At 69.5% G+C, this 13,377-nt stretch carries 13 protein-coding genes and 1 pseudogene; 8 read left to right on the top strand and 6 right to left on the bottom strand.

From position 1 onward, the window contains the following. Positions 1 to 51: 51 nt before the first annotated feature. Together E3O39_RS02820 and E3O39_RS02815 are read left to right on the top strand one after the other, a co-directional pair. A complete protein-coding gene (locus E3O39_RS02820; RefSeq protein ID WP_134449555.1) occupies positions 52 to 276 on the top strand; it encodes a DUF3107 domain-containing protein in 225 nt (74 codons plus the stop codon). Positions 277 to 283: 7 nt separating this feature from the next. Further along, positions 284 to 592, top strand: coding sequence for a hypothetical protein (locus E3O39_RS02815; RefSeq protein ID WP_134449554.1), 309 nt, complete (start codon positions 284 to 286; stop codon positions 590 to 592). 104 nt (positions 593 to 696) lie between these two features. Here E3O39_RS02815 and E3O39_RS02810 read toward each other — a convergent pair whose 3' ends face one another. Then, positions 697 to 1,443, bottom strand: a complete 747-nt coding sequence (locus E3O39_RS02810; RefSeq protein WP_134449553.1) for a ferritin-like fold-containing protein — start codon at positions 1,441 to 1,443, stop codon at positions 697 to 699. 186 nt (positions 1,444 to 1,629) lie between these two features. On the opposite strand from E3O39_RS02810, the gene E3O39_RS02805 reads away from it, so the two are divergent. Then, positions 1,630 to 3,159: a DEAD/DEAH box helicase gene (locus E3O39_RS02805; protein WP_134449552.1), complete on the top strand. Its 1,530-nt coding sequence runs from the start codon at positions 1,630 to 1,632 to the stop codon at positions 3,157 to 3,159. 171 nt (positions 3,160 to 3,330) lie between these two features. Here the strand turns inward: E3O39_RS02805 and E3O39_RS02800 are convergent, their stop codons facing one another. Beyond that, a complete protein-coding gene (locus E3O39_RS02800) occupies positions 3,331 to 4,200 on the bottom strand; it encodes a PHP domain-containing protein (protein WP_134449551.1) in 870 nt (289 codons plus the stop codon). A 105-nt stretch (positions 4,201 to 4,305) separates the two neighbouring features. Here E3O39_RS02800 and E3O39_RS02795 point away from each other — a divergent pair, with 105 nt between their 5' ends. Further along, positions 4,306 to 5,853: an aminopeptidase P family protein gene (locus E3O39_RS02795; protein WP_174774611.1), complete on the top strand. Its 1,548-nt coding sequence runs from the start codon at positions 4,306 to 4,308 to the stop codon at positions 5,851 to 5,853. Between the two features lie 101 nt (positions 5,854 to 5,954). Here E3O39_RS02795 and E3O39_RS02790 read toward each other — a convergent pair whose 3' ends face one another. Continuing rightward, complete coding sequence (locus E3O39_RS02790) at positions 5,955 to 6,602, bottom strand: general stress protein (protein WP_134449549.1); 648 nt, start codon at positions 6,600 to 6,602, stop codon at positions 5,955 to 5,957. A gap of 54 nt (positions 6,603 to 6,656) precedes the next feature. Between E3O39_RS02790 and E3O39_RS02785 the strand changes: the two genes are divergently transcribed. From E3O39_RS02785 to E3O39_RS02775, 3 genes and pseudogenes are all read left to right on the top strand, one after another. Next, complete coding sequence (locus E3O39_RS02785; RefSeq protein ID WP_134449548.1) at positions 6,657 to 7,988, top strand: magnesium transporter MgtE N-terminal domain-containing protein; 1,332 nt, start codon at positions 6,657 to 6,659, stop codon at positions 7,986 to 7,988. Continuing rightward, a pseudogene (locus E3O39_RS02780) lies at positions 7,975 to 8,499 on the top strand (DUF1003 domain-containing protein); the annotation flags it as partial. The gene E3O39_RS02785 and the pseudogene E3O39_RS02780, both read left to right, overlap by 14 nt. Before the next feature lie 235 nt (positions 8,500 to 8,734). Continuing rightward, positions 8,735 to 9,934 carry a P-loop NTPase gene (locus tag E3O39_RS02775; RefSeq protein ID WP_134449546.1) on the top strand — a complete coding sequence of 400 codons (1,200 nt, stop codon included), beginning with the start codon at positions 8,735 to 8,737 and terminating at the stop codon, positions 9,932 to 9,934. Positions 9,935 to 10,034: 100 nt separating this feature from the next. Here E3O39_RS02775 and E3O39_RS02770 read toward each other — a convergent pair whose 3' ends face one another. The 3 genes from E3O39_RS02770 to ppk2 form a co-directional block, all read right to left on the bottom strand. Next, complete coding sequence (locus E3O39_RS02770) at positions 10,035 to 11,027, bottom strand: bacteriorhodopsin (protein WP_134449545.1); 993 nt, start codon at positions 11,025 to 11,027, stop codon at positions 10,035 to 10,037. Between the two features lie 90 nt (positions 11,028 to 11,117). Beyond that, a complete protein-coding gene (locus tag E3O39_RS02765; RefSeq protein ID WP_134449544.1) occupies positions 11,118 to 11,453 on the bottom strand; it encodes an ATP-dependent DNA ligase in 336 nt (111 codons plus the stop codon). A 58-nt stretch (positions 11,454 to 11,511) separates the two neighbouring features. After that, positions 11,512 to 12,345, bottom strand: a complete 834-nt coding sequence (gene ppk2 / locus E3O39_RS02760; protein WP_174774610.1) for a polyphosphate kinase 2 — start codon at positions 12,343 to 12,345, stop codon at positions 11,512 to 11,514. 122 nt (positions 12,346 to 12,467) lie between these two features. Between ppk2 and E3O39_RS02755 the strand changes: the two genes are divergently transcribed. Next, entirely contained in the window at positions 12,468 to 13,367 is a 900-nt protein-coding gene (locus E3O39_RS02755; protein ID WP_134449543.1) for a helix-turn-helix domain-containing protein, read from the top strand. The last annotated feature ends 10 nt before the right edge of the window (positions 13,368 to 13,377 follow it).

Below are 13,377 nucleotides of genomic sequence, written 5' to 3'. Positions count from 1 at the left end.
CCCCGCCGTTCTGTCGTAATCTGGGCGCTTAGGCAACGAAAGGCGCATCTGGTGGATATCCGCATTGGCATCTTCAACTCTCCCCGTGAGATCAGCTTCGAGACGTCGCAGGCCGCGACCGAGGTCGAGGAAGCGGTAGCCGCCGCCCTCTCCGGTTCGACCGGGTACCTCAAGCTCGCCGACAGCAAGGGCCGGGTGTTCATCGTCCCGACGATCGGCCTCGCCTACGTCGAGCTGGGCTCCGAGGAGTCCCGTCGCGTCGGTTTCGTCGCGTAACACCGGCATGGAACTCCTCTTCGCCGCGCTCGGCGGGGCCGTCCTCGGCCTCGCGGCACGGTACGCGCTGCCCGGGCGCACGAACCACGGTGCCGTGCTGCTGCCCGCGATCGGCACGATCGTCGCCATGGTCGTCTGGGTCGCACTCACGTGGTTCGGCTGGGCCTGGGACGGTGGCTGGATCTGGTGGGCCACCCTCATCATCGCCGGCGGGGCATCCGTCGCGGCAGGCACGACCCTCGCGCGCTCACGCGTAGACGGTGACGCACGGATGCTGCACGAGCTGATGCGCACCGGTCGCCCGGGCCGCGCCTAGGCTTCCCTCGCGCCGAGCGCGAGTGTTCCGCCGTTGCGCGTGCGGTGCGCCACCCGCGCAGCGGCGCACCGCCCGCGCTCGAACGCGGGTTCACCGCCGCATGCTCAGGCGGTGAGGCCGAGGCCGTCCATTCGCCGGGTGTGCGCGGCGATCAGTTCGGTGAAGACCGGCTCGATGCGCTCCTCGGTGGGACCGGCTGCCAGAACGACGCCGGACGGGTCAGGCGTGCCCGCGAACGCGAGCGCGGAGCGGGCGATGAGCAGGGTGTCCCCGACCAGCCGGCGGCCCCAGAGGGCCAGGTGCGAGGCGAGCGGCGCATCCGCTGCGATCGCGGCCGCGAGCTGGGTCGCGAGGATCGCGGTCCCGGCATCCTCGCCGAGAAGGTGCGCGACCCGCGGGCCGACCTCACCGGGCAGCCCGTCGGAGAGCCGGATGAAGAAGTCGTCGAGCAGGCCCCCGGCGAGGTAGCAGCTCAGCAGCAGCTCGGTCCAGTCGGCGCCGCTGATCTCGGCACGGAAGGCGTCGAGGGCCGGTACGAACGGCGCCATCACGTCGGCGGGTTCCGCTCCGCGACGGCGGATCTCGGCGACGAGGCCCTGGTGCTTGGAGAGCGCGCGCCCAGCGGCGGTGCTGAGCGCCTGCTTGGCGGCGAGGTCCGGCGCGATCGCGACGGCGCGGGCGAGGCTCTCGAAGACGCCGAGCTCGAAGTATGCGGACTGGCCCAGGAACGGGAGCAGTTCGGGGGTGAGGTCCTTGATGTCCACTTTCGTGGTCGATGGACGTTCCCCCCGGGTGGTGAGCCGGGGGATAATCTCGACGCGCTTGGCGCGCCCATCAAACCAGGAGAACACCAGCCCAGCTTAGGACAGAGCTGCGGCATCCGCGCGGCCCGACACCGACCGCGCCCGCGTGGCTTCGGCTGCTTCCCAGACAGCTCCCGGTAAGGTGAGACAAGCCATCGGCGTGGATCGGTGGCTGGTGCCCGAGGCAGAAGACGGGCGCATCTTTCGTTTCCAGCTAATGACAGGCAAACTTTCGTGACTTTCTCCGAACTCAATATCGACCAGGACCTGGTTGACGCTCTCGCCAGCAAAGGCATCCTCGAGCCGTTCCCGATCCAGCTCCAGACCATCCCGCTCGCGATGAGCGGGCAGGACATCATCGGCCAGGCCAAGACCGGCACCGGCAAGACCCTCGGCTTCGGCCTCCCCCTCATCCAGCGTCTCGGACTCGACCCCGAGCCCGGCGTGCAGGCGCTCGTGGTCGTCCCGACCCGCGAACTGTGTGTGCAGGTCAGCGAGGACCTCGAGATGGCCTCGCAGAACCGCAACACCAAGATCGTGTCCATCTACGGCGGCAAGGCGTACGAGGGCCAGATCGAGCAGCTCAAGGCCGGCGCCCAGATCGTCGTCGGCACCCCCGGCCGCCTGCTCGACCTCGCGAGCCAGCACCTGCTCAGCCTCGCCAACGTGCGCGAGATGGTCCTCGACGAGGCGGACAAGATGCTCGACCTCGGCTTCCTGTCCGACATCGAGCGGCTCTTCGCCCAGACGCCGTCGACCAGGCACACCATGCTCTTCTCCGCGACGATGCCCGGCCCGATCGTGGCCCTCGCCCGCCGGTTCATGAACCGGCCCATCCACATCCGCGCGCAGGAGCCCGACGAAGGCCTCATGCAGGCCAACATCCAGCACATCGTCTACCGTGCCCACAGCATGGACAAGGACGAGGTCATCGGCCGCATCCTGATGGCGGAGGGCCGCGGCAAGACCGTGATCTTCACCCGCACCAAGCGCGCGGCCGCCAAGCTCGTCGAGGAACTCGGCGACCGCGGCTTCAACGCGACCGCCGTCCACGGCGACCTCAACCAGGACCAGCGCGAACGCGCCATGGCCGCGTTCAAGGCAGGCAAGAAGGACATCCTGATCGCAACGGATGTCGCCGCTCGCGGAATCGACGTCGACGACGTCACCCACGTGATCAACCACACCATCCCCGAGGACGAGAAGGCGTACCTGCACCGCGTCGGGCGCACCGGGCGCGCGGGCAAGACCGGCATCGCGGTCACGTTTGTCGACTGGGACGACATGCACAAGTGGACGCTGATCAACACCGCACTCGACTTCGGCGTTCCGGTCCCCGTCGAAACGTACTCGTCCTCACCGCACCTGTACTCCGACCTCAACATCCCGGTCGGCTCGAAGGGGCGCCTGCGCATCTCGCCCGTGCGCGAGCACGCCGCGGGAAGCGGTCACTCCGACTCCGGCCGTTCGGACGGTCGCTCCGGTGGCGCCGGGCGCACCGGCGGCGCCGGCCGCTCCGGCGGATCGGGCCGCGGCGGAGACGGGGCACGCTCGGATTCGGGTCGCACCGCAGACGCCGGTCGTTCCGGTGCAGCACGCACCCGCACCCGTGTCAGCCAGTCCACCAACCCCGACGCCCCTGCTGTGACCCCCGCAGCGGGCACCCACGACGGCGGCGGAGCCCAGCACCACGACGGCAACAGCGCACCGCGCCGACGCAGCCGTTCGCGCCGCTCGGCTCCCGCGGCCGGCGGCGTCAACTAGCCGCTCCGGCCTCCAGCCGCCACTTTCGACACAGAAGGGCGCGACCGCTTCTGCGGGCGCGCCCTTCTGCGTGCCGCGACCGACAGCATCCGCGTCGGGTAGCTCGCTGAGGTGTCGCAGATCGAGGTTCCCGCAGCGCGCGAACCTCGATCTGCGACACCTCGCGGGGCCCTAGGCGAAGACGGGCTCCGAGCCGGTCGCCTGCTGCAGGATGCGGTCGAGCACCTCGGGCGTCGTGGTGTTCTCCCCGAGACGGTTCGGTTTGCCCTCGCCGTGGTAATCGCTCGACCCCGTGACGACGAGACCGTACTTGGTCGCGAGCGAATAGAGCCGCGCCTTCGCGGCCGTCTTGTTCTCGCGGTGCTCGAGTTCGAGCCCAAAAAGCCCCGCCTCGACGAGGCGGGCGAGCCTGGCCTCCGGGATGACGTCGCCCGCTCCGCGGGTCGCGGGGTGCGCGATGACCGGCACTCCCCCCGCCGCGACGACGAGGCCGACGGCGCGCAGCAGGTCGGGGGCGTAGTGCGGCTGGTAGTAGCCGGATTCCCAGTGCAGGATGCCCGCGAAGGCCTCGCTCCGAGTGAGGGCGAAGCCCCGGGCGACCAGGGCGTCGGCGATGTGCGGGCGGCCCACCGTCGCATCCGGTGTGGTCTGCGCGAGAACGTCATCCCAGGTGAGGGCGTAGTCGACACCGATCCTCTCGACCATCTCCTCGGCGCGGACGAGGCGGGCCTGCCGCACCCGCGCTGTCTCCGCGACGATTCCGGCATCCGAAGGGTCGAAAAGATATGCCAGCAGGTGCACGCTCGCAGACGACACCCGAGTACTGAATTCCATTCCGGGAATGAGCGTGATGCCGGCGGTGCGGGCAGCTGCGGCCGCCTCGTGCCAGCCTGCCGTGGAGTCGTGGTCGGTCAGCGCGACGGTGCCGAGACCAGCGGCGGAAGCGGCCCGCACCAGCTGGGAGGGGGTCTCCGTGCCGTCTGAAACGCTCGAGTGCGCGTGCAGGTCGATGGGACCCCTGAATTGCCGTTCGCCTGCCATGACCCCATGCTAGTTGCGCAGGGACCGCCCACCGCCCGGTGCCCGCCCTCCCCTCGCCCCGGCGGCTCTCGCCGAAGATCCAGCGGGCAATGGGACAATGGGGCCATGGCCAATTCCACCGAAACCGTGCCCACCGTCACCGCCAAGCCCCGCCCGAACGAGAACCGTTCGACGACGCCGGGGTCGGACGGCTTCAAGTCCTACATCTCGAGCGGCTGGGCCGAGCGCGTCGACACGCTTCCGCCGGCCCGCGAGCAGGCGCCGTTCGCAGCGGCACGGCGTGCTCGCGTGTCCGCGATGTACCCGGGGCAGCGCCTCATCGTTCCGGCCGGCCGCCTCAAGCAGCGCTCGAACGACACCGACTACGCCTTCCGCGCCCACTCCGCCTTCTCGCACCTCACCGGCTGGGGCAGCGACGCCGAGCCCGGAGCCGTGCTCGTGCTCGAGCCGACGACGACCGGGCACGACGCGACGCTGTACTTCCGTGAGCGCGCCGGACGCGACTCCGACGAGTTCTACGCCAACGCGGACATCGGCGAGTTCTGGATCGGCCCGCGCCCCTCCATCGCCCAGGTGGCGAGCGACCTCGCCATCACCGTGCGCGGGATCGCCGACCTCGACTCTGTGCTCACGGTCGTCGACTCCGAGACGCTCGTCATCCGCGAGGCAGACCCGGCGTTCACCGTGGCCGTCGACGAGGGCCGCCTCCGCTTCGCCGCGGACAAGGTGCTCGGCGACAACGCCACGAACACTCCGTTCAGCCTCGAGGTCAACGGCGAGCACGAAACGGACGACCGTTTCGCCCGCGACCTGTCCGAGCTGCGCCTCGTGAAGGACTCCTACGAGATCGCCCAGATGCGCCTCGCGATCGCGGCCACCGGGCGGGGCTTCGAGGACGTCATTCGCGACCTGCCCCGGTCGAGCGCCCACGAACGCGGCGAACGCCTCGTCGAGGGCGTCTTCAACACCCGCGCCCGCTCCGACGGGAACGCGGTCGGGTACGACACGATCGCGGCCTCCGGCCCGCACGCGTGCATCCTGCACTGGACTCGCAACGACGGCCCGCTCAACCCGGGCGACCTGATCCTGCTCGATGCGGGTATCGAGGTCGACAGCTATTACACCGCTGACGTCACCCGCACCCTCCCCGTCGACGGCACCTTCTCCCCCGTGCAGCGTCGCGTGTATGAGGCCGTGCGCGAGGCAGCGGATGCCGCGTTCGCCGTGGCCAGGCCCGGCGCGATCTTCCGTGAGGTGCACGCCGCAGCCATGGCGGTCATCGCCCGCCGGACCGCGGAGTGGGGCATGCTCCCTGTCACCGCCGAGGAGGCGCTCAAGCCGGAGAACGGGCAGCACCGCCGGTACATGGTGCACGGCACGAGCCATCACCTCGGCATCGACGTGCACGACTGCGCCCAGGCCAGGCGCGACATGTACCTGGACGGCGTGATCGAGGCCGGGATGATCTTCACGATCGAACCGGGCCTGTACTTCCAGCCGGACGACCTCACCGTGCCGTTCGAGTTCCGCGGCATCGGTGTCCGCATCGAGGACGACGTGCTGATCACGGCGACGGGCGCCGAAAACCTGTCCGTCGGCATCCCCCGCACCGCCGACGACGTCGAGGCCTGGATCGCCTCTCTCACCGCCTGACCCGCCTCACCCGCCGCGAAAGCGGGTGAATCGTCGTTCTCACGAGGTCAAACCGACGATTCACCCGCTTTCGCGAGCCTGCGTGGGCTGTGGAGCTGCGGCTAGTCGGTGGATGCGGTGGGCGAGGCTTCCGGGGCGGGCGTGACCGCCGGAGGGGCGAACTGGCCGTACGGCGGGGCAGGCTGGTCCGGACGGGCCGCCGGGGCCGTGGGCTCCGGCTGGGCAGGCTCCGGATCGACGGACCTGACCGCGACGGGTTCCACTGTGCCGTGCAGGAGGTTGCGCGCCTTGTTCACGAGCGCGGCCTCGACGATGATCTGGTAGTTGCTCGCCATCACCTGCATCGTCGAGGTGAAGTCCCGGCGCCTGCGGTTGAGCGCGTAGCTCACAACACCGAACAGCATCCCGAAGCCGGCGCCCATCAGCACCGCAGCGAGGACGAAGGGCAGTCCAGCCCCGGTCGGCGAGAAGATGAAGAACAACAGGCCGAAGAAGATTCCGAGCCAGGCGCCGGAGGCCGCACCGGCGAGGGCGACGCGTCCCCAGGTCAGTTTCCCGGTGACCCGCTCGACGGTCTTGAGGTCGTTGCCGACGATTGAGAGCTGCTTGACCGGGAAATCAGCCTTCGCCAGGGTGTCGACTGCGGCCTGCGCCTCGGCATACGTCTCATAGGTCGCGAGCACCTCGCCCTTGGGTAAAACGGGGAACAGGGCCGGACCGCGATTGCCAAAAGGGTTCTGATTGCTCATGCCGCCATTCTTCCACAGCACGCCGAAGGGCCGCAGGTGGCCTACATTTGTAACGTGACTGCCACCAGAGTCTTCGTCGCCCGATTGGCCGGGTGTTCCGTCTTCGACCCCGCGGGCGACCGCGTCGGCAAAGTCCGTGACGTGCTCGTGGTCTACCGAAAAGACGATCCGCCCCTCGCGGTCGGACTCATTGTGGAAATCCCGGGCAAGCGCCGCGTCTTCGTGTCGATGAGCCGGGTCACGAGCATCGGCTCCGGCCAGATCATCACGACCGGCCTGATCAACGTGCGCCGCTTCGAACAGCGCGGCGGCGAGGTCCGCGTCATTGCCGAGCTCCTGGGCCGCGAGGTCATCTTCAACGACGGCTCCGGCGAGGCGACCGTCGAGGACGTGTCGATCGAGGAGACCAAGCAGGGAGCCTGGGAGATCGCCCAGCTCTTCGTCCGCCGTCCCAAGGCGAGCGTGTCCCTCTTCGCGAAGGGCGCGACGACGTTCGCCACCTGGAGCGACGTCCGCGAGAAGACCACCGTCGGCCAGGCCCAGTCCGCCGAGCAGCTCATCGCGACCTATTCCGACCTCAAGCCCGCCGACCTCGCCAACACGATGCTCGACCTTCCGCCCGAGCGGATGCACGAGGTCGCGAGCGAGCTTCCCGACGGCCGCCTCGCCGACGTCCTCGAGGAGATGCCGGAGACCGAACAGGTCGCCATCCTCACCCGGCTCGGCGACGCCCGCGCCGCCGACGTGCTCGACCACATGCAGCCGGACGACGCAGCCGACCTCATCGCCCAGCTGCCTGAGGAACACGGCGAGCAGCTGCTCGACCTGATGGAGCCGGAGGAAGCCGACGACGTGCGCTTCCTGCTCACCTACGCGCCGGACACGGCCGGTGGCCTGATGACGACGGAGCCCATCATCGTCTCCGCCGACGCGACCGTCGCAGAGGGCCTCGCCCTGATCCGCCGCCACGACCTCGCGCCAGCGCTCGGAGCTGCGATCTGCGTCACCCTCCCGCCGTACGAGCCGCCGACCGGCCGTTTCCTCGGCATGGTGCATTTCCAGCGGATGCTGCGCTACCCGCCGCACGAGCGCCTCGGCACGCTGCTCGACCAGGGTCTCGACCCCGTCACCGCAGACACCTCGGCCGCGGAGGTCACCCGGATCCTCGCGAGCTACGACCTCGTCTCCGTTCCCGTTGTCGACGACAACCACCGACTCGTCGGGGTGGTGACAATTGACGATGTCCTCGACTACCTGTTGCCAGACGACTGGCGAAGTCACGACGGCAATGACGATGTACGCCGCCGGGCAGCCGCCCGCAGCGAGCTGAAGACGGGAAGCATCCCGCTGCCACACGGACGGAGGACCGGCAATGGCCCGAAGTGATCGCTCGGATCAACGCCTCGACTCGCCCAAGGGCCTGCGCGTCGCTCCCCTGTCGCGAACCAGGAACCGCAATCGCAACCGCGACCGGCCGTCGAGCGACCGTTTCGGCCGGCTGACAGAGGCCATCGCCCGCGGCATGGGCACCCCGTGGTTCCTGCTCGGGCTCACGCTTTTCGTTCTCTTCTGGATGGGCTGGAACACCCTCGCCCCCGTCGCATGGCGCTTCGACTCCGTCGCGCTCGGCTTCATCGCACTCACCCTCGTGCTCTCGATGCAGGCCTCCTATGCCGCCCCGATGATCCTGCTCGCGCAGAACCGTCAGGACGACCGCGACAGGGTCCAGTTCGAACAGGACCGGCAGCGCGCCGAACGCAACCTCGCCGACACCGAGTACCTCGCCCGCGAGGTCGTCGCCCTCCGCCTCGGCATGAAGGACCTCGCCTCCCGCGACTTCCTCCGCAGCGAACTCCGCGCCCTGCTCGAGAACCTCGAACAGCGTGAGGACGAGGAGAAGCGCAGCCGCAAACGCTCCCGCAAGGGCGACCGCGAGCGGGAAATCGACCACGACCACGACCACGACCGCGAGGCAGGCCAGGACAGGGCAACAGCCACGGCGCAGGCGACGGCACGGGGCGTCGAACCCACAACCGCACCAGCTGCGTCAGCCGTACCCGCACCATCAGCCGCACCGGCAATGCCCGCCTCACCCCCGGCATCCGCCAGGACCATCGAGGAGCGACCCCCGATTGGCCGCTGACTCGCCCCTGGCACCGGGTACGGCAACCGCCGACCCCGCCGGGATCGACGCCAGGGTCGGCGCTGCGCTCTCCCGGGTGATCGACCCGGAGATCCGCAAGCCGATCACCGAGCTCGGCATGGTCGCCGGGGTGCACACCGGGAACGGGCACACCACCGTCGACCTGCTGCTCACGATCGCCGGATGCCCCGCCGCACGCCAGATCGAACGGGACGTGCTCGAGACGGCAGAGTCCGTCGCCGGTCCAGGACACGTGACCGTGTCGGTCGGCGTGATGACCCGTGAGCAGCGCCGCACGATGACCGAGAAACTCCGCGGCGGCGCGGCCGCGCGCACGACGCAGTTCGGTGCGGGTTCCCTCACCCGGGTCTACCTCGTGACGAGCGGCAAGGGCGGCGTCGGCAAGTCGACGATCACGGCGAACCTCGCCGTCGCGCTCTCCGGCCGCGGCCTCAAGGTCGGCGTCGTCGACGCGGATGTCTACGGTTTCTCCATTCCCGGACTGCTCGGCCTCGTCACGCCCGGCGTCGACGGCGCCAAGGGGACAGCGGTCAAACCGACCAGGGTCGGCGACATGATCCTGCCGCCGATCAATTACGACGTGAAGGTCATCTCGATCGGCATGTTCGTGGAGGACGGCGGCGTCGCGGTCGCCTGGCGCGGGCCGATGCTGCACCGGACGATCACCCAGTTCCTCACCGAGGTCTACTTCGGCGACCTCGACGTGCTCCTGCTCGACCTCCCGCCAGGGACCGGCGACGTGGCGATCTCGATCGGTCAGCTGCTGCCCCAGGCCGAGGTCATCGTCGTGACGACCCCGCAGCCCGCCGCGGCGGACATCGCCGAACGCAGCGGCGTCGTCGCCCGCCAGACCGGGCAGACCATCTTCGGCGTGATCGAGAACATGTCCGGCGCCCTCCAGCCAGACGGCAGCCTGCTCGAGCTCTTCGGCGCCGGAGGCGGAGCCGAGGTCGCGCGGCGACTCTCGGCCGGCCAGGACACGCCGGTGCCGCTCCTGGCGAGCGTCCCTCTCAGCGTTCCGCTCCGCACCGGCGGCGACGACGGTCGCCCGGTCGTGCTGAGCGACCCGCTCGACCCGGCGGCCCTCGCGATCGACGCGGTCGCCGAGCGGCTGTTCTCCCGCGCCCGCGGCCTCTCCGGCCGCAGCCTCGGCGTCTCCCTCAAATAACGCCGGTCACCGCGCCGCGCGCCCGGGCGTGAGGTGTCGCATATCGACGTTCACACGGCCCGCGAACGTCGATGTGCGACACCTCAGGGTCGGGACGACGCTAGGGCTCGAGGTCGGCGAACAGCTCGGGCTGCGGGTCCGCGAACAGTTCGGGCTGCGAGGTCGGCGCGGCCGTACTCGTCGGCGGCTGCGGACGCCGCACGTGCACGGCCGCACCGGCGGCGAGGTACACCTCCCGCGGCTTCCCGGCATCGGACTGCTTGACCGAGGAGATCCAGATCGCCTCCGGGTGAACGTCACGGCCCGCACGGACGTCCTCCGCGGTCCGGAGCTTGGCCACGCGGTGGAGCACGCCGCCGAACCAGATCTTCGCGACGATGTCGGCGACGGTGAGCATGATCTGCATGACCACGACGAGCGTCCCACCGGAGCCGACGAGCGGCATCGCGTACACGATCGGGTACACCGCCCACGAGGACAGCAGCAGGATGGTCGCGGAGCGCAGCAGTGCGGCCGAATCCACCGTGAGCACGGGCAGGGAGCGCCGCACCACGCTCGCGAGCAGGGCCGTCGTCGCCAGCCAGAACACTCCGGCGGCGATCCCCCACCCGACGAGCGCGGCGGCATCCGTGCCCCCCGAGGCGACGATCGCGCCCAGGTACGCCAGGAACACCATGAAGAAACCGCCGGCCATCGCGATCAGGCGGATGCGCCGGGCCACGCCGCCGAGGACGACGCACACGGCGAGGAGCTCGATGACGACGAGGGGAACCGCAACCGACCACTCGACGTAGCGCACGCCGAAGGTGAGGAGCGCAAGCCCGTTGGGCACGAACTCCGCGCCTTCACGGGTATACCCGAAGAGAAGACCGGACAGGAGGATGAGGTAGGACAGGAACATGGCGCTCATGATGCCGAGCCGCGCGACAACGGCGGTCCGGTACCGGGCGCCGACCTCCCCCCGGGTCACCCAGGCCCGCAGGAAACCCACGAAGAAGCACAGGGCGCCCATCCCCACGAAATAGCAGATGAGCTGGTACTGGGCCGGGGAGAGTCCGGCCTCCCACGGGGCGGCCAGGGATCGGACTAACACGGATACCCTTCATCAGCGACGGTGTCTTCGAAACGTGAGTGCGTCAGGAACGAGCAGGAGAGCCAGGAGCGAACGGTCGTGGAACGAGTGTCAGGATCGTGATTTCAGGACAGGGACGACCGGCGGCGGTTCCACGGAGAAGAACAGGCCGCCCGCGCTGTTCGCCGACACCATCAGCCGCTCGATCCAGTCCCGGTTGATGTTCGGCACCCGGCTGACCGAATAGCGGTAATAGAGTGTGCTGCTGGCATCGAGCCAGATGGCGCTGCGCCCGCTCTCGGTCTCGTCATCGGCCGACTCCGTCCACGAAAAAATGAAGCCCTCCCTGCGCCGCAGTTTCGTCGTAATGACGATCTGCAGGTGCATCAGGGCACGATCCTCAAAACTGACCACAATTCCTGGACTGCCGTACAACAACGTACCCATGAGCTCCCCCTCCGGATGGCCTACTCTAACGGACGAATCCCCCGCCGCCTAGCAGCTGCTATCCGGACGCGTCACCGGCTCCACCGAGCGTAGCCGCATGGTCGGGGACGGTGCGGTTGAGTTCGCGCGGCGGACGCTCGTAGTCGGCGCCCTGCGGCCGATGCGGAATCGAGACCCGCGGCGGTTCACGGTGCTCGTACGGCACGATCGAGAGCAGATGGTTGATCATGTTGAGCCTGGCCGCGAGCTTGTCCTCGCTCTCGACGACCCACCAGGGCGCCTCGGCGATGTCGGTGTGCACGAACATCTCATCCTTGGCCTTGGAGTAGTCCACCCACTTCGTGATCGAGAGCAGGTCGGTCTCCGAGAGCTTCCAGCGACGCATCGGGTCCTTGAGCCTCGAGCGGAACCGGGCCTCCTGCTCGTGGTCGGATACGGAGAACCAATACTTGACGAGGAGGATCCCGTCCTCGACCAGCATCCGCTCGAAGAGGGGCGCCTGGTGCAGGAACCGGCGGTACTCGTCGGGGGTGCAGTACCCCATCACGCGTTCGACGCCGGCCCGGTTGTACCAGGAGCGGTCCATCAGCACCATCTCCCCCGTCGACGGCAGGTGCTCGATGTACCGCTGGAAATACCACTGGCCACGCTCACGGTCTGTCGGCACCGGCAGCGCGACGATCCGGGCGATCCGCGGATTCAGGTACTCCGTGACCCGTTTGATGGCCGAGCCCTTGCCCGCAGCATCGCGGCCCTCGAAGATCACGACGATGCGGGCGCCCGACTCGCGCACCCACTCCTGCATGGCGACGAGCTCCGTCTGCAGCCTGCGCAGCTCGGCGTTGTATTCGGCCTTGCGGATCCTGCCTGGTGTGGGTTTCTTCTTCGCCATCCCCGACCTTTCGTTCGCGTGATGACAGCCTAGGAGCCAGAACGACCCGGATGGCTCTATCCGGCGCGGGCGAGTCTGTCTATCCTGTTCCGAACAGTCGCGGGCGACAGGTTAGGAGCGGGATGGCGCTGGAACACCGCACCCTCATTTCCTCGGTCCAGCGCGCCCTGAGGATCGTTGACATCGTCTCGGGCGCCCCCCGGCCGATGCCCGTCAAGGCGGTCGCCCAGGCCTCGGGGCTCAGCCTCGGCACGGCGTACAACCTGACCAGGACCCTCGTGCACGAGGGCTATCTCGGCACGGAGCCCGACGGCCTCGTCCTCGGGCTCCGGTTCCCGAGCCTCCGCGACGCAGACGCCGGCGTCTTTCTCGCCCGGGTGCGCCACACCCTCCGCCAGGTTGCCGGGGAGAACGGCGCGACGGCGTACCTCGCGCGCTTCAGCGACGGGAGGGTGGGCCTCATCGACATCGTCGACGCCGCGGGCACCCCGAGATCCGAGCCGTGGACAGGGCTCAGCGCCAGCCCGTACGCCTCCGCACTCGGCCGCCAGATCCTCTCCCAGCTCAGCCGCGAGCAGCGCGCCGACTTCCTCGCCGCGCACGGCCGTCCGCCGGGGGCCCACGCCGCGCCGGGGGCTCCAGACGCCCGTGGCATCCCCGCCGCGCACGCTGCCCATGCCGCATACGCCGCAAACGGTTCGAACGCTGCGCACCTGGCAAGCCCGGCGAGCGTGACGAACGCGGGCACGCCCGCCGGCACACACACGGCAACGCACCTCTATGGCACGGTCACGCTCCCCCGCCCGGCGGATGCCCGCGGCACGCACCAGGGAGCGGCCCACGGCAACGCGTGCCTCGCGGTCCCGGTGCGGGCGCCCGGCGTGATCGCCGCCCTCGGTGTCGCCGTGATCGGGGAGTGGGGGACAGCCGAACTCGGCGCGCTCACGCTGCGGTTGCGCGCATCGGCGAACGCTCTCGCGGCGCAGCTCGGCGCCGAACGGCCCGTGCAGGCCCGTGCCTGAGCGGACGGCC

It is taken from the genome of Cryobacterium sp. MDB2-A-1 (genome assembly GCF_004402675.1).
Lineage (GTDB): Bacteria > Actinomycetota > Actinomycetes > Actinomycetales > Microbacteriaceae > Cryobacterium > Cryobacterium glucosi.
Note: the sequence above shows the minus strand (reverse complement) of the source record. Positions and strands in the feature narration are given on the sequence as shown.

What these genes read in the sequence shown, in the direction of transcription:
- E3O39_RS02815 (WP_134449554.1), top strand. Translation starts at nt 284, where the DNA reads ATGGAACTCCTCTTCGCCGCGCTCGGCGGGGCCGTCCTCGGCCTCGCG.
- E3O39_RS02800 (WP_134449551.1), bottom strand. Translation starts at nt 4,200, where the DNA reads ATGGCAGGCGAACGGCAATTCAGGGGTCCCATCGACCTGCACGCGCAC.
- E3O39_RS02795 (WP_174774611.1), top strand. Translation starts at nt 4,306, where the DNA reads ATGGCCAATTCCACCGAAACCGTGCCCACCGTCACCGCCAAGCCCCGC.
- E3O39_RS02790 (WP_134449549.1), bottom strand. Translation starts at nt 6,602, where the DNA reads ATGAGCAATCAGAACCCTTTTGGCAATCGCGGTCCGGCCCTGTTCCCC.
- E3O39_RS02765 (WP_134449544.1), bottom strand. Translation starts at nt 11,453, where the DNA reads ATGGGTACGTTGTTGTACGGCAGTCCAGGAATTGTGGTCAGTTTTGAG.
- ppk2 (WP_174774610.1), bottom strand. Translation starts at nt 12,345, where the DNA reads ATGGCGAAGAAGAAACCCACACCAGGCAGGATCCGCAAGGCCGAATAC.
- E3O39_RS02755 (WP_134449543.1), top strand. Translation starts at nt 12,468, where the DNA reads ATGGCGCTGGAACACCGCACCCTCATTTCCTCGGTCCAGCGCGCCCTG.